At 59.8% G+C, this 19,913-nt stretch carries 21 protein-coding genes; 19 read left to right on the top strand and 2 right to left on the bottom strand.

Annotation, left to right across the window (positions count from 1 at the left end; all coding sequences use genetic code 11):
• Positions 1 to 26 precede the first annotated feature (26 nt).
• The 19 genes from ABIE52_RS02940 (at position 27) to ABIE52_RS02850 (ending at position 18,565) form a co-directional block, all read left to right on the top strand.
• Entirely contained in the window at positions 27 to 1,253 is a 1,227-nt protein-coding gene (locus tag ABIE52_RS02940; protein WP_192713619.1) for an acyl-CoA dehydrogenase family protein, read from the top strand.
• On the top strand, positions 1,250 to 2,404 hold the full coding sequence (locus ABIE52_RS02935) for an ATP-grasp domain-containing protein (protein ID WP_192713618.1): 1,155 nt from the start codon (positions 1,250 to 1,252) through the stop codon (positions 2,402 to 2,404). Before ABIE52_RS02940 ends, ABIE52_RS02935 begins: the two co-directional genes overlap by 4 nt.
• Positions 2,401 to 3,306, top strand: a complete 906-nt coding sequence (locus ABIE52_RS02930; protein WP_192713617.1) for a succinate--CoA ligase subunit alpha — start codon at positions 2,401 to 2,403, stop codon at positions 3,304 to 3,306. The genes ABIE52_RS02935 and ABIE52_RS02930 overlap by 4 nt, the downstream gene beginning before the upstream one ends.
• Positions 3,303 to 4,784 (top strand): aldehyde dehydrogenase family protein, encoded by a 1,482-nt coding sequence (locus tag ABIE52_RS02925; protein WP_354541433.1) that lies wholly within the window; start codon positions 3,303 to 3,305, stop codon positions 4,782 to 4,784. The genes ABIE52_RS02930 and ABIE52_RS02925 overlap by 4 nt, the downstream gene beginning before the upstream one ends.
• A 69-nt stretch (positions 4,785 to 4,853) precedes the next feature.
• Entirely contained in the window at positions 4,854 to 5,840 is a 987-nt protein-coding gene (locus ABIE52_RS02920) for a phosphotriesterase family protein (RefSeq protein WP_192713616.1), read from the top strand.
• 195 nt (positions 5,841 to 6,035) lie between these two features.
• On the top strand, positions 6,036 to 6,911 hold the full coding sequence (locus ABIE52_RS02915; RefSeq protein ID WP_192713615.1) for an oxidoreductase: 876 nt from the start codon (positions 6,036 to 6,038) through the stop codon (positions 6,909 to 6,911).
• Between the two features lie 296 nt (positions 6,912 to 7,207).
• A complete protein-coding gene (locus ABIE52_RS02910; RefSeq protein ID WP_192713614.1) occupies positions 7,208 to 7,699 on the top strand; it encodes a MaoC family dehydratase in 492 nt (163 codons plus the stop codon).
• A complete protein-coding gene (locus ABIE52_RS02905) occupies positions 7,696 to 8,499 on the top strand; it encodes an HpcH/HpaI aldolase/citrate lyase family protein (RefSeq protein ID WP_192713613.1) in 804 nt (267 codons plus the stop codon). The genes ABIE52_RS02910 and ABIE52_RS02905 overlap by 4 nt, the downstream gene beginning before the upstream one ends.
• 320 nt (positions 8,500 to 8,819) lie before the next feature.
• Complete coding sequence (locus ABIE52_RS02900) at positions 8,820 to 9,443, top strand: hypothetical protein (RefSeq protein WP_192713612.1); 624 nt, start codon at positions 8,820 to 8,822, stop codon at positions 9,441 to 9,443.
• Between the two features lie 648 nt (positions 9,444 to 10,091).
• Entirely contained in the window at positions 10,092 to 10,469 is a 378-nt protein-coding gene (locus tag ABIE52_RS02895; RefSeq protein WP_019750009.1) for a hypothetical protein, read from the top strand.
• Positions 10,470 to 10,487: 18 nt separating this feature from the next.
• Positions 10,488 to 10,988 (top strand): hypothetical protein, encoded by a 501-nt coding sequence (locus ABIE52_RS02890; RefSeq protein WP_019750010.1) that lies wholly within the window; start codon positions 10,488 to 10,490, stop codon positions 10,986 to 10,988.
• A gap of 115 nt (positions 10,989 to 11,103) precedes the next feature.
• A complete protein-coding gene (locus ABIE52_RS02885) occupies positions 11,104 to 11,622 on the top strand; it encodes a helix-turn-helix domain-containing protein (RefSeq protein WP_354541432.1) in 519 nt (172 codons plus the stop codon).
• A gap of 364 nt (positions 11,623 to 11,986) precedes the next feature.
• Complete coding sequence (locus ABIE52_RS02880; RefSeq protein ID WP_354541456.1) at positions 11,987 to 12,622, top strand: MspA family porin; 636 nt, start codon at positions 11,987 to 11,989, stop codon at positions 12,620 to 12,622.
• Positions 12,623 to 12,741: 119 nt separating this feature from the next.
• A complete protein-coding gene (locus ABIE52_RS02875; protein WP_069147201.1) occupies positions 12,742 to 13,146 on the top strand; it encodes a hypothetical protein in 405 nt (134 codons plus the stop codon).
• Between the two features lie 119 nt (positions 13,147 to 13,265).
• Positions 13,266 to 13,670: a hypothetical protein gene (locus ABIE52_RS02870; protein ID WP_354541431.1), complete on the top strand. Its 405-nt coding sequence runs from the start codon at positions 13,266 to 13,268 to the stop codon at positions 13,668 to 13,670.
• Positions 13,667 to 16,780, top strand: a complete 3,114-nt coding sequence (locus ABIE52_RS02865) for a hypothetical protein (RefSeq protein WP_192713610.1) — start codon at positions 13,667 to 13,669, stop codon at positions 16,778 to 16,780. The genes ABIE52_RS02870 and ABIE52_RS02865 overlap by 4 nt, the downstream gene beginning before the upstream one ends.
• Entirely contained in the window at positions 16,777 to 17,472 is a 696-nt protein-coding gene (locus tag ABIE52_RS02860) for an Imm52 family immunity protein (protein WP_354541430.1), read from the top strand. The genes ABIE52_RS02865 and ABIE52_RS02860 overlap by 4 nt, the downstream gene beginning before the upstream one ends.
• 48 nt (positions 17,473 to 17,520) lie before the next feature.
• Positions 17,521 to 18,318 carry a hypothetical protein gene (locus ABIE52_RS02855; protein ID WP_354541429.1) on the top strand — a complete coding sequence of 266 codons (798 nt, stop codon included), beginning with the start codon at positions 17,521 to 17,523 and terminating at the stop codon, positions 18,316 to 18,318.
• Between the two features lie 67 nt (positions 18,319 to 18,385).
• A complete protein-coding gene (locus tag ABIE52_RS02850) occupies positions 18,386 to 18,565 on the top strand; it encodes a hypothetical protein (RefSeq protein WP_192713609.1) in 180 nt (59 codons plus the stop codon).
• 100 nt (positions 18,566 to 18,665) lie between these two features.
• On the opposite strand, the gene ABIE52_RS02845 is transcribed toward ABIE52_RS02850, so the two are convergent.
• Positions 18,666 to 19,229 carry a recombinase family protein gene (locus ABIE52_RS02845; RefSeq protein WP_192713608.1) on the bottom strand — a complete coding sequence of 188 codons (564 nt, stop codon included), beginning with the start codon at positions 19,227 to 19,229 and terminating at the stop codon, positions 18,666 to 18,668.
• Positions 19,226 to 19,693, bottom strand: coding sequence for a hypothetical protein (locus tag ABIE52_RS02840; protein WP_192713607.1), 468 nt, complete (start codon positions 19,691 to 19,693; stop codon positions 19,226 to 19,228). The genes ABIE52_RS02845 and ABIE52_RS02840 overlap by 4 nt, the downstream gene beginning before the upstream one ends.
• Positions 19,694 to 19,913 lie beyond the last annotated feature (220 nt).

The raw sequence follows: 19,913 nt of genomic DNA, 5'->3' as shown, positions 1-19,913 counted from the left end.
CAACCCCCTAAGTCTCAGGAGGATTGATGAGAACAAACGGAGAATACGCACAACACCCGAAGGGTGCTGAGGCACAATTCGCAGCTGAGGATCGCGACGAACTGCTGCAGTACGAGCTGACAGCTCGGCAAGAAGAACTGCGAAACCGCACCCGTGAGCTTGCCGAGGAAAAGTTCCGGCCGCGCGCGCTCGAGTGGGAGCGCACAGGCGAATTTCCCTGGGAGAACATCCAAGCCCTCGCCGACGCCGGCCTCATCGGCATGTCCGTTCCAGTCGAATTCGGAGGCGGAGGCGGGACATGGTTGGACGCAGCTGTGATTCTCGAAGAGATTTCGCGTACCTGCTACACCACAGCAATGGCTGCACTCGGAGAATTAGGCGTCCAAACCCGCGCGCTTGCTGTATACGGAACAGAGGCGGTGAAGCGGAAATACTTGCCTCTCATTGCGGAGGGCAAGCTCATTTGCTCCGTGTGTATTACCGAGCCGGACACCGGTTCGGACCTGAACGCACTTCAGACCACCGCGACATCGTCGAACAACAGCTACTTGATCTCCGGCAAGAAGGCGCTGATTTCTCGTGGTGACGTTGCTCAGCTTTTTGTCGTATATGTGAGATACGACGGGAAACCCGGCAGCTCGGGCGTGGGAGCGATCTTGGTGGAGCGCGATACGCCGGGGGTCTCGATCGGGGAGGCACAGCCCACGCTGGGAGGCGAGAGTCTCTACGAAATCACATTTGAGAACTGCCTCGTTCCTACGTCCAATGTCCTGGTCGAAGCAGGTGGATTGACCCGGATGCTCACCGCATTCAACGGACAACGGACCTTGAATGCCGCGATTTCAGTCGGAATCGCGCAGGGTGCGCAGGATGCGGCGGTCATATATTCCTCTCATCGCCACCAAGGCGGAAGACCAATCAACGAATACCAAGGTATCGGCTGGATGTTGGCCGACAATGCCATTCAGATAGAAGCTGCTCGACTACTGGTACGCCGCGCGGCGGCGCGCGCAGGCGCAGGATTCCCGTCTCGGTACGAGGCTGCGGTGGCGAAGACACTCGCGAATGAGATGGCGCTGACGGTGACCGACAATGTCATGCAAATTTTCGGTGGACACGGTTGGCTACAGAAGAACTCGGCCGAGAGGTACCTCCGCTGGGCCCGATATGGGCCGCTCGGCGGCGGCACCCCCCAGGTACAGCGAAACGGCATCGCACGCCATCTCCTCAAATCAGCAGAGGGAATGCTGTGAGACAACTACTCGAACACAAGGGCAAAGAGCTGATATCGGCGCAGGGCATTCGGGTCCCGGCTGGGGAAGTTGCGACCACCCCGGAGAAGGCTTCGCAAATCGCGGACGCACTCGGCAACACGGTCGTGATCAAAGCCCAGGTCCCGATCGGCGGACGCGGCAAATCCGGCGGAATTTCGGTGGTGCCAGCAACTGAGGTCGCCCGAGTCGCGGCTGAGATGATCGGCTCCGACATTCGAGGGTTTGTGGCGGATTCGGTACTGGTAGAAGCCCTCGTAGCCGACTCGATGGAGCTGTACATCGCATTCACAATCGACCCATCGAAAAAATCCGCGGTGCTGATGGTGAGCGGTCGGGGAGGTATCGACGTCGAAACCGGAGCGGCCGGGCATGTCAAAACCGTCGAAATTCCGTCTGGGTTGGGTCTGCAGGAATGGCATGTACTGCGTGTCGCGTCCGACGCCGGAATCGACCGTAGCCATTTCAAAGCACTCCACGAAGTCGCGACCGCTCTGTACCGAACTTTCCTCGATACCGGAGCTTCTCTGGTCGAGGTGAACCCGCTATTCCTCACGCCCCATGGTGATCTCATTGCCGGCGACGTCCGTATCATCCCCGACGAGGCTGCAACGAAAGTTTCGGAATCGTCGAAAGCCACCGATCATCGACAGTTCGACCTACTCATCCTCGACCCCGCTGGAGCCGTAGGCCTGATTACAACCGGCGCCGGCGGAACGATGTTGCTACTAGATCTCCTTACAGATGCTGGTCATCGCCCCATCAACTTCTGCGATATCCGTACCGGCGCTCCTGTTGGCCGACAGGAGCGTTTCGAGATCGCCCTCCGCGACCTCCGCGCAGTCAGCAGCATGAAGTGCCTGGTAATCAACATCTTTGCGGGAGTAACCAACCTCGACGACCTCGTACCTGATCTCCTGGGTGCGCTGGCCCGCGTTCCTCTGGACAGTCCCGTTGTCGCCCGGCTGAAGGGGCGTGGCGCACCGGCAGCTCGCGCCAAACTCGAAGAAGCAGGAATAACGACTGTCGGTGAACTGCCAGAGCTACTTGCCGAGGTTACTGCCGTCGTTGGCGATCGAGGCCTCGTACTAGGCGACCATCGGGCACCCATCCAGGAAGGCACGCGCCGATGACAATCTTCGAGCACGAACTGCGAAACGGGATACTCGTTCAAGGTCTCACCGGGTCGATCGGGCGAGTGCAAGTGGACCAGATGATCGAGTACGGAACGCGTGTGGTCGGCGGAGTCACTCCGGGTAGAGGCGGAGAATCTGTCGACGGGATTCCGGTCTTCGACACTGTCGCGCAAGCTGTCGAAGCGACGGGGGCCCGAGCTTCGATTGCCTTCTTGCCTCCTCGGTTCGCCGTCAGTGGAATTGTCGAGGCAGCAGAAGCCGGGATCGAACTTCTCGTCTGCCCCACAGAGGGAATTCCCTTGCAGGACGCTACGCGTGCGATACAAGTTTCAAACCAATATCGAATGCGGCTCATCGGACCCAATACCTCCGGCTTCGTGATTCCGGGTGTCCTCAAAATGGGTTTCATGCCAACAGATTTCGTACGACCAGGACGATGCGCTGTCCTTTCCCGGAGCGGGACGCTTTCGTACGAGGTGGTAAACGCACTCAACGCAGCACAGATCGGAGTCTCGGTATGGATCGGCGTCGGCGGAGATCGTGTCAAAGGCACCACCTTTGCCGAGATCTTGCCTACCGTGATCGATGATGCCACAACCGATGCAGTGGTGGTCATCGGTGAGATCGGCGGAAATGACGAAGAAAAGGCCGCCGAACTCCTATCCCAATCCGTCCTACCTGCCATGGCACTTTTCGCAGGCCGAACCGCACCAACCGGGGTCTCGATGGGCCACGCGGGAGCGATAATAAGCGGCAACCACGGGTCATATGCTTCCAAGGTCGAGGCAATGACGTCCGCGGGTATACCCGTTGCCACTCACCCTGACGAGGTGGCGGCGTGGGCCATCTCCGTGCTGGGAACCAACACTGCCCAAACAAAAATCGAGGTTGTCTCGTGAGTTCAGCAATTACCTACCCCTTCCTGCAGCAGCAGGATTACCCGATGATCATTGACGGCAATTCTGTGCAGAGCGATGAAACTATCGAGACACGGAACCCCGCGACGGGCGAGTTGCTGGGGCGCGCATATCTCGCTGGCGTCAAGGAAATCGACATGGCAGTGACGTCCGCCCATAACGGTCTCGGCCGCTGGACGGCATTGAAACCTGCCGAACGCGAACTGGCCATGCTGCGCTTCGCGGACATTGTCGAGGAACATCTAGAAGAACTCGCCGTCATCGACACGCTCGATAACGGCGCGCCTCTGGCCGGCTCACGTAACGGGGTTCGTCGTGCGATCGCACATCTTCGCTACTACGCCGGGTGGACTACAAAGCTGACCGGCGACACGATACCTTCCTCAATTGACGGGGGTGATTCGTTCTCGTACACAGTGCGCAAACCTTTGGGCGTAGTCGCCGCCATCACCCCTTGGAACAGCCCAGTGATCAACATGATGTTGAAAGTGACGACCGCGCTCGCTGCCGGCTGCTCTGTCGTCGTGAAACCCTCGGAGCTGACCCCGCTGTCCGCGCTACGGTTGGCGCAATTGGCCCTTGATGCTGGCATCCCCGCTGGTGTTCTCAACGTCGTGCCGGGCGTGGGTCGCACTGCTGGTCAAGCACTCGCAGAACACCCTGGTATCGCGAAGGTCTCGTTCACTGGATCCACGGCAGTTGGACGGGCGATCATCGAATCGTCTCAACACAATTTGGCGCATCTGACACTCGAATTGGGCGGAAAATCACCGGACATTGTTTTCGGAGATGTCAACATCGACGAAGTCGTGCCCATGGCGGCATGGGCAGCATTCCGCAACAGCGGCCAGGTATGTGTTTCCGGATCGAGGCTGCTCGTTCACTCGTCGATCTACCGTAAGTTTCTCGATCGATTGACCGACTTCACCCAGCGCATCGTCGTAGGAAACGGTCTCGACGCCGGTACCGAGCTCGGCCCCTTGATCTCCACGACACAAGCAGATCGGGTCGAGGGCTACATTAACAGTGGTGTAAACGAAGGCGCGTCACTTATCACCGGCGGCCAACGCATCTGCGATGCAGCACGGCCCACAGGCCAATTCATCGCGCCCACTATCTTCGCCGACGTCACCCCCGACATGAAAATTGTCGCCGAGGAAATCTTCGGCCCCGTAGTCACAGTCACGCCCTTCGACACGATTGACGAAGCCGTCCAGATGGCCAATGCGACTCCTTACGGCCTGGCCGCGGGAATTTGGACCCGCGACCTGACGACTGCACATCTCACATCCAACGCGATCGACGCCGGCATGGTCTGGGTCAACGGCTACAGCCTTTACGACCCGGCGCTACCGTTCGGCGGTCACAAACTGAGCGGTTATGGTGCAAAATCTGGCCGAGAGGCCGTCGAAGAATGCACACAAATCAAGACCGTCGTGATGAAACTTCCGAAGAGTTAGCCGTACTCAGCCTATCGCTGACGAGACAAACCCGACATGGCAAAACAACACTGTTGAGAGGTTGCTAACATGAGAAAGACACTTGAAACGCTCCATGGCCCAATCGGTCCTGAAGAACTCGGCACTACGCTGCTCCACGAACATATCATCACGGCAAATACGGAGTATTTTCACGAAAACGCCCAGCTCTGGAATGAAGATGCCATTGTTTCCGACGCTCTGGTGAAACTTCAAGCTGCCAAAGCGCACGGAATCGATACCATTGTGGACTGTACCGTACTCGGGTTAGGCCGAGACATAACGCGGCTGAACCGAATGAAAAAGGATATCCCCCTCAACGTTGTCGTCGCGACTGGCGTGTTCACCATGCACGACACTCCTCGGGTATTCGCGCTCCGTGGCCCCGGAACCAAGATGGGTGGCCCAGAACCGATTCTTTCGATGTTCCTTCGCGAGATTCAGGACGGCATCGGCGAGACCGGCGTCAGAGCCGCATTCATCAAATGTGTCGTCGAGGACAATCACTCGACAGTAATTTCTGACCGCGTGCTGGCAGCGGTTGCCGACGCACATGCCGAAACCGGTGTCCCTGTCACCATTCACACCAGCGGGACCAATCAGTCCGGTCGATACGCTCTCCAATTCCTCGCAAACCGTGGCGTGTCCCCTACACAAGTTGTCCTCGGTCATGCCGGAGAATCCACCGATCTCGACTATCACCGCTGGATAGCTGATCAGGGGGCCTTCGTCGGATTTGACCGCATCGGCCTGGAAGCCCTATATCCGGTCTCGCAGTATCTCGATAATTTGACTGCTGCGTTTGATGCCGGTCTGGCGGAAAATATCGTGATGAGCCACGACTCGGCATGCACCATGCAGCACTTCATCGACGATTTCGGGCGCACATTCAAAGAAGAACGAATGCCGAATTGGAACTATCAACTCATCCATAACGAAGTGATTCCCAAACTTCTACAACGTGGTGTCGCGCAGAAAGATTTGGATACAGTGCTACATCAGAATCCAGTCGACTACCTGTTCGATATGCGAGCCTAGGAGCAAGTTCGAGTTATACGGGATTCTTTACTCAGAAAATGGCGTACGGTCAGGGCAAAATCTCGGAGGTCGATTTGTGGCGAAGCGGCCCAACAGATAGTTGCCTCGCACGGCCACGCCTGCGGACGGGAAACTCGCCTCCTCACGGAGTCGAAACTCAACATCGGAATACGAAACAATACAAAGGAATAAGAAATGACTACACTAAATATTCCACCCGAGAAAGTGTGGCTTGTCACAGGATGCGCAACGGGATTCGGTCGCGCAATTGCCGAAACACTCCTCAGCGCGGGATATCGCGTTGCTGTCGGTTCCCTATCCACGTCCGAAGTGGCGGACATCGTCGATGAATATCCCGAGACAGCCCTTGCTGTGGAACTCGACGTGACCAACTCCGAAATGGTAACTGCCGCAGTTGCATCGGCAGAGGAAAAGTTCGGAAGTATCGACGTACTGGTCAACAATGCCGGGTTCGGTTTCGTCGGAGCAATCGAAGAAGGTGAGCGTGAAGAATTTGCTCCCATGATCGAGGTAAATCTTTACGGCACGCTCAACATGATCAAAGCCGTACTACCCGGTATGCGCCGCCGCTCCCGGGGCCACATCATGAACATCTCATCAGTGGGCGGATTCCACGCATCCGCAGCTTTCGGGATGTATTCCGTCTCCAAATTCGGTGTCGAGGCAATCTCGGAGTCACTTTCGGTCGAAGTTGCTCCGCTGGGCATCAAAGTTACCGCGGTTGAGCCCGGCCAACTACGCACCAATTTCCGTGGATCGTCGATGCACTACGCCAAAAAAGTCATCGCCGACTACGCTGAAACTTGCGGAAAAACGCGGTCATTCATCGCCGAGACACACGGTACCCAACCCGGAGATCCGAAGAAGGCTGCGGCAGTTCTCATCGAGATCGCAGAATCTCCAAATCCACCGTTCAGGCTACCTCTGGGATCTGATGCCTACTCACGTGTCCGAGCGAAGCTTGCTGCTGTCGAGGAGGACATCGCACAATTCGAAAAACAGGCCATCTCCATCAACTACGAGGGCGTGGTAACAGAATCTCGCGTTTAGTCTTCGTAACAAATTCACTTTGGGGTAGTGAGTTCCCGCCCGGACTTACTACCCCAGAGGTTCATAAAATATGGAACTATACCATATTTGTGCATTCAATTATCTTCTATTTTAGCTCTGAAATCATAGAATCCAGTCTCGATAAACTGAACTTAACGTCATCACACAAAAGCGCAGCTCAATGCAAGATGGGCATACCCTACCAATTTATCACATAAATTAACACTTCACCCATTATCGAATAATCAGATAAGGGAAACCCTTCCCTCTCAGAAACTACTTTGGACAAGGAAACCGTGAACAATCCGTACACGTTCGTGCGACAGCGCGGGCTTTACTTCGACGAACTTGATACGACTGTTATTTACGAGCACTCTCCCGGGCGCACAGTCACAGATTCCGATAATACCTTTTTCTCTTCCATGACGATGAATCCAGCGAGTATTCATCTCGACGCTCACGCCAGCAACCAAAACGAGTTTGGACAGCGTCTCGTCAACAGCATGTTTACTTTGTCGACTTTGGTAGGACTCAGCGTAAGCCAAATGACACAGTCCACAACTGTTGCCAATCTCGGGTTCAACGAAATCAATTTTCCGGCCCCCGTATTCGCGGGCGACACTCTCTACGCGTCAACTCGCGTGGTCGACAAGCGGCTATCGAAGTCTCGGTCCGGCGCCGGCATCGTCCGTTTCGAGCACACTGCACGCAACCAAGATGGTGCGATTGTTGCTATCGCCACCCGCGCAGCGCTCATCGTGGTGGCGCCAGAGAGGAACGCGAAATGAACGCCGGACTGGTCGGCCCGGCCATGTTGTTCTGTCCAGGGAATCGTCCCGATCGATTCGTCAAGGCTCACCGCAATGCTGATGTCGCGATTCTCGATCTAGAAGACGCTGTAGGACCGGAGGACAAAGACACAGCCCGCACAGCGGTGGCGTCAGCATTGCCAGCCCTGCAATCTGCAGTGGTGCGCATCAATTCAATCAGTTCATCGTGGCACGCTGCAGACATAAGGACAATTGGAGCCGCAGGCGGTGTCCAAATTATGGTTCCCAAAGTCGAACACGCCAGCGATCTCGATCATCTCATCGGCTTCGACGTCATCGCCATCTGCGAAACTGCCGCGGGTATCTTGCACGCGGAGGAGATCGCCGCCCATCCACATTGCTCGGGTCTACTCTGGGGCGGAGAGGACCTCATCGCCGATCTCGGCGGCCGCCGGAGCCGCTCCTCGTCGGGCACCTATCACGGGGTGGTCGCACAGGCCCGCCATATGGTGCTACTTGCAGCGGCCAGCGCCGGAAAAAGAGCAATTGACGGCGTTCACGTAAAAATCGATGACATCGCCGGGCTTCAGCGAGAGACCGCCGAAGCAGCCGATATGGGATTTCAAGCAAAAGCGTGCATTCACCCGAAACACGTACCGATAATCCGTAGTGAGTTCAATCCGCCAGCGAAAGAACTAGAATGGGCAAAATCGGTACTCAAACACGCAACCGCCCACAGAGGAGATGTTTTCACTTTCCAAGGAGAAATGATCGACGAACCCTTACTCCGACATGCACGAAGAATCTTGGAACGGTAGTACCCAAATAGTCACAATCCGTCGATCACCTTGATAGCGTCCGACCGAGTACTGCAGAATTTCAGAGATCCCAGCCTACGACGGTCTCGAAATCTTCTCTAATTCGCTGGTTCATTCATTAACTTCATCTTTCGAACGGCACTCGGCGAATACGATAGTTAATCAGCTGAAAAGCATGATATGGCCGCCTGCCGATCCTTATCGAAACTATCGTGGAGCTGTTACCCATGTCCGTCCGAGGCCGGCGTGGAGCATGGTCCTGTCGGTGCACACTCCTACAGTCGGTTCGGGTAACAGTCCGGATCGGTCAGGAGCAGCTGATGACGTTCGTCAACGATGCTCCATCGCCCTTGCCTGGCATGCCCGACAACACCCCCGGCTCATCGGCGTTTCAGATGACGTTGATCGGGCAGCCCCAGCCTGTACGAATTCCCGAACGTCTGTGGCGTTCATGGCTCGACGATCCCGCCGTCGTGTCTCGCTTCGAGTCCAAGCGTTACCGCCGCCGGAATCTGTGCTGGACCTGGACCGGCGGGGTGTCATCGACCGGGCATGGCTCCTTCCGAGCGGCGAGCCTGCCCGGACCGTCTCGCCGCGGTACAGTGCCAGCGCATTTATTCGCCTACCAACTCGAATACGGTGTCATCTCGGGATTGGGATGGTCCAACACCGACGACGCGGTGCTGTGCCATCAATGTGACTTCGCCGGCTGCACCAACCCGGCACACATGCGGTTGGGAACCAATCGCAGCAACCGCAGCGAATACGAGCTCCGGCGACGCGACATCGCCAGCCCACTCGCCGACGTTCGAGGACCCGCGGGTCGCACTCGCGCCATCGCCGCCGCGATCCGTACCGGGATCGAACAGAACTTGGACGTCGACACAGTCGAAAAGCGCATCGCTGCGGCCGAGGCTGCAGGACGTCCGCTCTCACTCTGGTAGCGACGCTGCCGCGCTATCGTCAATGCACATTTGCGGAGAACATATTTTGTTACAGCGCAACGTATTTCATCAACAGAGTGACATACTATATGTTATCGGCGATGCATTTCGGGTGGCATTATGCTCAGTTGCAACAACCCTGAGTCCGGACGATGGCGTGGCAACGTCCACCCCACTGTGGCGACTGTTCACAGCACCGCGACCGAGACCCCGGCCCTGCACGTCGAACCGGGGCGGTTAAACGCCACCTGCGTTGAGCACACAACCCAGATGGCCTCTTTCGGTGCGCGGTCAATCATCCGTGCGGCCACGATTGTAAACCGGACAACCGGTATCCATGGGATAAGTTCCTCTTTCAATGCCACCCAGCAACCTTGCGCGCATCGGCGTTGGATCCAAGCCCATTGGGCGAAGCCTGATTCCCGCCTTAGGTCTCACCGGCGGGGAATCGTTCGTACAGAATGGGCATCCGCCATCGACACGGTCGGCGAATGGTGATTGCTGGTGTGATCTGACTCGCAAGTAACCCCGAAAGGTTGCCGATTGTTTGCCGCGTGTCGTTCACTGGAGACACGGGAACCCCGTTCCGGGTCTCGAGAACTCGGGTTCGACCATTTGGCTGGATCCGAACGAGGAAAGGCTCATTCGATGACGCGTGCACTCAAGATCGTTGCTGCTCTGGCCATCCCGGCGGCTGCTGGAGCTGTGGCGATTGCCGGCGCAGGCTCTGCCTCGGCGGCGACTCCGGTATCGGGAAACGGCTACGTCGGAGTCATTCTCGATCACCACGAGACGGTCGTCGCGAGCCAGATCAACGCGGGCAATCTGATCAACGCCGCATTCGGCGACGCCTGGACTGTCGGGTTGCCGCACGATTCCATCTGGTACACCGGAGCATGGACCCCGGTCACCGGCGATCAGTTCGTCGACGAGGCAGCCTCGCACCCCGGCGGTCGTGTCGGGCTGTATCTCGTCGACCCCGCGATCAATCAGGGGAACATCTTCAACGCCGAAAGCGCCTGGTAGAGAAGAGCTGAACCCGGCATGCAGGAAACCGTGCATCACCGTGTCCGTATCACCGTTGTTCGCCGATGTGCGATCGGTACTCTCGCGGTCGCGGCGATCATGTCAGCGGGTTGCTCGCCAGGAGCCGGCTCCGTCGACAGCCTGAGTGCCGGCGCGGGTGAGCGGTGCGCATCCGAGTGCGCCGAATTCGGTACCGAAGTCGAATTCTCGTGCCGTTTCCAGGCATCGTTGTGCGCGGACTCCCTGGGTCGCAAGTCCGCGTTGGTGCGAAGTATCGACGAATCGACTGCAGCTGGTCTGGCGCGGGCGTGGACAGGTCAGAGTTCCTCACCGATCGAGATATTCGACCGCAGCGTCGACCGGTTCACCTCTCTCGACTGTCCGGCCGCAGCCGACAAGGACACGGCCACTGCGGATTCGGGCGTGCGCGCGGATCGGTGTGCCTTTCTAGCAGCCAGTGCCGAACAACAATTCCGCACCGTGACGCTACTGCTCGACCCGGCCCGCAACCTGCGGTGAAGCTCTCGCGTGTGGGTGGTCCCGGCCGCGCGGTCCCGCAGCGCGTCGCAGGACCGGGCATCCGCTTATCTCGCTGACATTCTCACCTCGCAGCACGAAAGGTAGACAGAAGAAAGTGAGTCAGTTGATGGTCGGGCGGGTAGCCGGCGAGGACGTGTTCCAGGTCCGGTTGAACGAACTTTTCGCCACCGTCGACGCAGCCCGACGAGGGCGGCGTTTGACGAACACAGCGGTAGCGAGAGGCCTTCTCGAGCGAGGCTGTCGGATCTCGACACCATATCTCTCCCAACTGCGGTGCGGTGTTCGCACGAGCCCGTCCGATGAGGTCGTGGCCGCATTGGCCGACTACTTCGGCGTCTCCCCCGGATACTTCTTCACCGTCCCCCGGGCCGGCGACCGCGGCCTCGTCGAGGCCCAGGACGCCGATATCGTCGACCATCTCGACGACCAGGAATTGAAAGACCTACTTCTGGCCGCGAATGGCCTCTCCGCTACCTCACTGGAACTGTTGGCCAATGTCGCCGCGAAGCTGCGCATCTCCGATCAACGCCGGAAGGTTCCCGCCGACTCACCGGGCTACGCCCGACTCGCCGAAGCAGCAGTCGGACCTCGCCGCACCGCCGCGACGAGATAACCCTCGTCCCGGCTGTCAACACCTATCGGTGTCGGGTTGCCGAATAATCACTGCCCATGAACCATCGGTCACCATTTCGTGATCATGAGGCTCGTCACACCCTTCCCGTGAACAAACCGCCTGGTCCGAGTGTTCGGGAAATGTTTCCGTAACTTCGAGTACGACTTTCGGCGGATGGATTCGGGCATTGGAGGCTAGTCGGGCATGCAGGCGGTGTTGTAGCGTCCCGGTCAGACGTTCAGTTAAGTTTCCGCAATCGCTCTGGTTGCGGGGATTTCGACTCACCCCAGGGAGACCGACCATGGCCACCACCACCACCGAGACCATCCGTACCTTGACAGGAAAGCGACGCATCGGAAAGGCAATGGGCACATGTGCTGCGGTGTCGTCGGTTTTGATGGCTGGCTCTCTCGCGTTCGCAGCCAGTGCGTCGGCGACCCCGACGGCGTTGCCGGACAAGTTCGCGAGCACGGTCACCGACGACGGTTGGACGTTGGATCTGGCGGCTACCAAACTTTCGGCGAACCCGGTCCCGAACCTGGCGACAACAGCGTTCACCCGCGAGGGGTTCGTGTCGGCGAAGGTCACCGGCACCATCTCCGGAGCCGGCAATTCTGCGGTGAAGACAGGCTATATCGAGCAGGGGTTGCAGATCGGTTGCCAAATCGATGTGTCCTCCGGCCTCGGCCTGGGACTTGGTTTTTCCCTCGGCCCGTCCGTCGGGGTCAGCATTTCGGGGGTTCCGTCGGCGAACATCGGCGTGAACGCCTCGGTGAACCCGAGCATCCAGACCACCATCGCCCCCGGCACGATCACCACGATCCCGCTCGGCAAGAAGGACCTCGAAGCCGCGAAAGCCTCGATCACGGCGGAGAACGTGCACGTCAAGGTCGATGCGTGCATGGGCCCGGTCACGATCCGTTCGTACGCGCAGTTCGCGGTGTCGACGGCGACGGCCGATAACAGTGTGTTCGTGTACTCCGATCCCACCTGGCTCTGATCCAGGACTGTCGTCAACGGCATTCCGCGCCCGCAATCGCCTATCTCGGTTGCCGTGCAGGTCCGCCGTTGGCGCTGTTACCCAACACTTTCCACTATTCCATCCCTCAAAGGAGCATCATGTCTTTGACTCGCACGAAGAAAATCGCAGCCACGACCGCGGCTGCATCACTCGCTGTCGGCGGGATTCTGCTCGCTACCGCCCCGGCCGCAATGGCTGCTCCCGTGATGTTCGAGGGGCCGGTTCCGGCGCAGTACGGTGCACCGGTGGTGCAGGTTCCCCTGGGCCACGCCTTGACCGTGGCGGCCCGCGACAGTGGAATCGTGACGGCACTCTCGAACGCGAACGTCATGATCCCCGTTCCCGGGTGGGAGACCGTGATCGACGTGTCGGCTGATGTCCTGGCGCGCCGGACGGCAATTGCTGCCCAGTATCCGAACGGGTGCGCCTCATTCCAGTTCTATCTCCCGCCGGCAGGTGGGTGGCTCGCCGGAGCTACCTCGTACGTCAACTGCCCCTGGTAGAGCGCACCCTCTTCCTGTCCACTGCTGCATCTCCTCCCGGTGACCGCCCGTTCTTTTGGTCGGTGTCGGGTATCTCTAGTCCCGCGTTTTTAGTTGGCGGGGAAAGGCATTCACCTCCGATGACCACCTCACCGAACGCCCCGATGACCTCACCCACCCGCCGCGACGTCACAGCTAAGCCTGCGTTGCCGTACGTACCGCCAGGAACCATTGCAGCTCCGGCATCGGCGGATGAGGATCTACCCCGCGCTGCAGTCGGTACAGGTGATCAGGGACGGGATCGCGACAGTGAACTGAATCAGATGTCGAAAGCTGTGATCGCGACCGTATTCGGGCTCGCGTTGTTGATCGCGGCGTTCGCGGTGATCGGACGCCTCGGAGGATGGGCCACCGATTACGGGACGATTCTGGTGTATCTGGCATTCTTTCTGTGGATGTCGATCGCAGGACGGGTGTTCTGGTGGGGCGCAGACACACTCATCGCCGAATTCCGGAAGAAGTCGAACACGGGTGATCGCCGGTGAAGCCTGCGCGCCGGTTCGACCGCACCTCACCGACCACGGTGATCTCCACCGTGGTGGTGCTCGCCGCAATGGTGATCGCACTGCTGGCGCTGCTGATCTTCGCCCCGACCTCCTCCGCAGGACCGGCAGAAGACTGCGCAGCGGTACGGGCACGCGATCATCAGATCTACCTGAACCTCATTGCGTCGCTGCCACCCGGTGCGCCCATCCCGCCAGAGATCATCAACCCGTGCCTGAGCGCGCCGTCCACGACGGCGACAGCTGCGCCGACGACCACGGTCGGGCTCCCCGGCGCGCAGGCTCCAGGCGGTGGCCCGAACGTCGGCGCGAATGCTCCGACGAACTTCCCCACCTACAACGGCACCCCCATCGTCCCCGTCCCCGGCGCCGCGCAACCAGGACAGCCCGGAACGCCCGGCGCACCAACACAGCCGGGTGTGCAGAACCCGGCAGGAGTTCCTGTTCCGTCGACCGCCGACGGGCCTGCCCCGACTATTCCGCAGCCTGCCGGGTCGACCGCACCCACGGCGACCACCGATCGCGGCCCCGGACCGATCCCCACGGACACCGATTCGAATACCGCACCAGCCCAACCGGTTCCAGGCCTGGCAACAGATGTCTCTACAACCGGGGAGGACTCGGGCCGTGACCGGTATCTCGAACTCGCGCTGATCGGCGCTGCAGCGTTCACCGCTGCGGGTATCGGAGTGCGCGGACGGCCGGGACCTTTCAGCCCCCGCACGCCCGAATCAGTACTCTCCCAGGCGGTCGGGACTATCACTTCGCCACTGATGGCGTATGCGCGCGGCGGTCAGTCGACGTTGCGGGTGTTCGATCCGATCACCGGCGGAAGCCGGTTCTTCTTCCTGATCCACGACGAAACGTCGTCGCACGAATCCGTGATCCCGGTGACGGTGCCACCCGGCGGTCACATGAGTGTCAACCCCGATGGCACGGTCACCGTCTTCGACGCCGACGGAAACCCGGTCTCGACAATCGATGCCCCGTGGGCGTACGACGCCAACGGCACACCCATCCCGACGCATTACGAGATCCGGGACGGGCAACTCGTCCAGGTCGTCGACACCGCAGGCATAGAGAACCTGCTCTATCCGATCCTCGCCGACCCGGAGCTGACACCGGAAGAACGTGCTGCGCTCGAAGCGCAGGCGAACTTCATCGGCCCGATGACCCCGGAGGGCGAACAAGCACGCCGGGACGCACAAAACGTCCTCGCCGCCAACCCCCCGGAGTCGGCGGATTCAGACCTCGAGCAGCTCATGGTCGGTGACCCCAACCACGAGGTCTCCGAACCACCGATCACCGACACAGGAACCGGAAACCCCGTCGGCGACGCGATACTCGCCGACCAAACCCAGGAGCCGATCACTTCGAACATCGGCGGGCACGACTACACCACAGAACCTGCGGACCCGGCGGATTCAGACCTCGGCCAGCTCATGGTCGGTGACCCCAACCACGAGGTCTCCGAACCACCGATCACCGACACAGGAACCGGAAACCCTGTCGGCGACGCGATACTCGCCGATCAAACCCAGGAGCCGATCACTTCGAACATCGGCGGGCAGGACTACACCACCGAACCTGTCGTCACTGACACCTCCTTCACGGACGAAAACGGAACCAACTGGTCCGGCACACCTTCGAAGGTGCCGAACGTGTGGAGCTGGACGTACACCGACGCGCAGGGAGAAGAGCACGACCTGCAGGTCACCTACGACGAGCAGGGACGCCCCTACCAGGTTTTCGACCATTCCAACTCGGTGCTGTCCTTGTACGACTGGAGCACCGGCGAACCAGTTCGGATAGGCGACGCGCAGCATCTGGACCCCGGTGTCGCTTTCGATCAGCCCTACACAGACGAGGTCATGAGCTTCGTCGTCCCACCGCTGCGCGGGGCCCGTCTGGCCGTCGGCGCGATCCGGGCCGAAGACCTGATCGTCTCGAACCGGACAGCACCGACCCGGCCCCCGGTTACTTCACCATCGACCCCTGCTCAAAACATTCCCCGGCCGGGCACACTGCCACCGCGCGGCATACCCGTCATCGACGGCACCGTTCCACCTGCCGAGCATGACCAACCCTCTGTTCCGTCCGTGAATGAACCTGCACGCCCGGATCCCACGATTCCGGAACCCTCGCAACCCACTTCGCCCGGCGATCCCGACCGTGGCGAGTGGGAACCATCCACGCCGGGGGAGATTGGTGATCCGGGGTCGAACCCAGAACCGAAGGCTCCCTCGCCAGGTCAGGTCGAGGAACCGAGTGGGCCGACTCTGCCCGATGTCGGGCAGGTGCCGGTGAATCCGGACGCTCCCGGCGCTCCGCAGCAGCCTGGCCCACCGGAGTTCGACCCCTTCGCCACCGATCCGAGCACCATACCCAGCCCTGGCGTCATCGAGGATCCGACGCAGCGACCCGCGGTCACGATGCCTCCCACACAGCCTGACAGCCCGGAGGGACCAGGAGTTGAACAGGATCCGTTGTGGTGGATGCCGTTCGCACGAGAAAAACCACCGCAACTCGCACCCGGCGAAACACCGCCGGACATCGTGGAGGTCGAAGGAGTCGGCCCGTTGGATCTGCGTACGTTGCAGTCCCGGATCATCGGTGATCGGGATGGCACCGATGTCGGGGTATGGGGTGATGCAGGCGAAGGTCGCCGGTACGACGCCGCTCGGAGGTTGAGGCCTTCTCGGGTATTTCAGGAACTCGTCACGCTGGTGGACGGGCAGTTCGCGTTCATATTGCCGTTCGATGCCGGGAAGAACGGTGAGCTTAAATTCGACGGTTGGTTCCCGGACATGAACGTCATCGTCGATGCGAAACACATCTACGACTTCATCTTCGACCGGAACGGTGAACCTTACGTAACGGACTTCCGGGGCCGTGTTTGGCAAAAAGATTGGCCCAAGACCGCTCAGGCGCAGCTCGATGCCCTCGCACAAGCCGGGATGGACGCTGAGCTCGTGTGGGTGATGCTCAACGAACAATATGCTGAACTCGCCTTGAGAGGCTTCGACGACGAGAACGTCGTCGGTGTCACGGTGGAAACTATTGCGCAATGGTTGGAAAGGACGGGGCGATGAGCTTTTTCGGGCGGCGGCCGACAGTGGGCGGGTATTGGGGCACGCGGGTGCAGTCGAGTCAGGAGGTGGCGCAGACGATGCGGGCTTTCCTCGATGATCTGGAGGCGATCGACCCGGGGTTGGCGTTGCCGTGGGTCTCGACTGCCGAGTTCGACAAGGTGCCAGCAGATCTCAGTGTGGACGGGTTGGTGCGAATCTTCGAGTATTCCCGCTCGAAGGAGATGGGGTATTCGGACACCCCGGGACCGGGCTACGACGTCGACTTGTCGCCCGAGGACGGGACCGCGCGGCGGATCATCGCCAGGGTCGGCGGGCTGGAAACCAGTGCCCCCAACAGTGTCCGGGTGTCGTTGCCGACGGAGAAGGATGTTCCCCCCGAATTGCGACGGTTGCTCGAACCGGATGTCGGGGACGCGATCATGAAAGTGATCGTCAAGCATTGGGAACCGGATCGGGCTCGGTGGAGCATCGGCGACTACCTCGATCTGCAACCGCGAGTTAGAGGTCAGATCCAGGTGGGATGGGAAACGTACTTCCATTCCGGAGTTACGTTCGATCGCAGCGCGCTGCCCCAATCTGCGGCGGTAGAGGAACTGCCCACTGGCACGTTGATTCGGTTGGGGGACAAGCCAATGGAGGTCGCTGCCGCCGACATCGTGGCGGTGCGGGCGGCGTTGGGTTACCCGGTGTAGCGCCAGAGCCTGTTCGGATTGGTCGATCGTCTTCGAGCGGGAGTGACGTTGTCTGCTTCATCTTTACGTCGCGATTCGACGTCCGGATTGACCTTGAAAGTCATGGCGCGAAAGGGGCCGCCGGAAGCCGAATCGGTCACCGCGGCGTTGGCAGCGCGGTCACTGCAGTTCCTTCGAGAGCTTGACCCAGTCTTTGACGTCGACATGTATCGCTCCGTGAGGAATGACCTTCCCGACGGCGTTACGGTCGAGCAGGCTCTGGCATCGAATGGTGGACGGATCCTCACGCCTCAGACAGAGCCCTCCCTCGAAGCCGCAATGATCGAGAGCAGAAAGTCTCCTGATGCCGCAGGCGGGATCTACCCACTCTCATTCGGGCATCAATTCAGGTTGTTCACCGACAACGGAAACATCGAAATTCTCATCGGATTCGGGGGTACGGCAGGAGCAGGTTCCCTACTCTGCACCTTCATCTGGCCGTACCCAGGGGGCTTCGCCGATGAATCTCTGACCTCACTGTCATTGAAACTCGTCCAGGGCATGGCCGATATCTGGGACGCTCCCACAGCCGTGCTCTACCGGGATGCGGAGCTCACACCTCAGTACAACGTGCTCGGCGACGCGACGGTGGGCAGTTGCACCTACTTCGGCCCTGAGATGCCGATCAACGAGACGCAGATCCCACCCACTGTCGAAGCTTTTCCGTACAAGAAAGGAACGATCGTCATCCAGCGTGATCCGCGCACCCCGTTGGTTGCCGACGGAAGCCGAAGCATCCGTGCAGCAGCGGGCCTGCCGGCCGAACGACCGGAGGTTCGCCTACCGAAAGGCTCGCGCCGGCTGTGACACCAGAAGTTACGGCCAAGCTCACGTCCGCAGGTGATGGCGTTCTTAAGAACAAGTTGCGCAGATAATGGAGGATGCGTTCGACGAGGTCATCGGGCTGGCCCTGATCGGTGCTGCGGCGTTCACCGCTGCGGGTAGTGTCAACCCCGATGGCACGGTCACTGTCTTCGACGCCGACGGAAACCCGCTCTCGACAATCGATGCCCCGTGGGCCTACGACGCCAACGGCACACCCTCGGAGATTTAATGTCCACCAACAAGGACCATCTTCTCCCCCAAATTTACGAGGCTAAAAAGTTGTATGCCTCATATATTAATTAATCGCGGAAGAATCAGTTCCGCCTCACTTAGGGGGCTTCCGACGTGAGTGCGCGACTGACGGAGGATCGGCCGACGCCGAGTGTCGAGGCAATGGCGTCGAGACTTTTCCCCTGCCCGCGGAGGGCGCGGGCAAGTTCGGTGCGTTCCGGGGTCATGACGGTGGGCCGGCCGCCGTGTCGGCCTTGCCGGCGGGCGGCTTCGAGGCCGGCGTGGGTGCGTTCGACAATCATGCGGCGTTCCATTTGGGCGAGGGCCGCCATGATGTGGAAGAGGAATTCGCCACCTGCGGTGGTGGTGTCGAACCCTTCTGTGAGGGAACGGAATGCGATGCCGCGTTCGCCGAGGTTGTGGACGGTGTCGATGACGTGGCGGACGGATCGTCCGAGCCTGTCGAGTTTCCAGACGACGAGGACATCACCGTCATGGTCACGTAGGTAGTTCAGGCATTCGGTGAGCTGGGGGCGCTGCGTTTTCGATCCGGATTCGTAGTCGGTGAAAATGCGGATCGCTCCGGCGTGATGGAGTGCGTGCTGCTGCAGTTCGGGGTTTTGTTCGAGGGTGGAGACGCGGGCGTATCCGATGATGCTCACAGTCTCGGTCCTTCTGCTCTGCTGCTGTGTTGTGGGATGGTGCGGCTGTTCATAAGTTGGTAGTCGATTTCTGGTTTCCAGTGGGTGTGGAACTTGGTGGTATCGAGGTCGGCTAGTTCTCGTTTCGGAGCGGATGGCTTCGGTGTGGAGCGAATCTCGGTCGCCGGTGGTTCATGTTGCGGTGCTTCGGGTTTGATCTGGCTCGCCCAGGTGTAGGTCTGTTCGGGCATGGTGTCGTAGTGCTCGATCATGGCCTGCCAGTGCTCGGGGAAGGTCATGACGTTCTCGCGGGGCGCGGTGGCGATCGAGTCCGCGGGTACTTCGGTGACGGGTTTTATCGCGGGGCGCAATACGTCGGCGAGGATGGTGCCGCCGTCTACGTAGGCGAAGTTGCGGGCGGCTTGGACGGATGTTTGGTCCGCTTCGCCTCTGACGGTCAGTGCGGCGGCGAAAGTGCTTGGCACGTCAGTGTTGGTTACACAACTAGTCAGGGTCAGCATTCCCGCAGATACCATTGCTGCTACCGCGATCTGTCCAGTTCTTGGCCTCATATCCAGCAGGCTATCCAGCTTTTCCCCGTGGGCCCGAGAACCGATCGTTTGTGGTCGGACCTCGGAGTCGACATGTCGATTTGGCTGGGCGCAGGTTTGGGCAACATCGCGTGCACATAGAGTCAAAGCAGCG

The sequence above is a fragment of the Rhodococcus sp. OAS809 genome (assembly GCF_040546695.1).
Taxonomy (GTDB): Bacteria; Actinomycetota; Actinomycetes; order Mycobacteriales; family Mycobacteriaceae; genus Rhodococcus_F; species Rhodococcus_F qingshengii.
The sequence above is the reverse complement of the archived record's forward strand: the minus strand, read 5'-3'. Positions and strand labels throughout refer to the sequence as shown.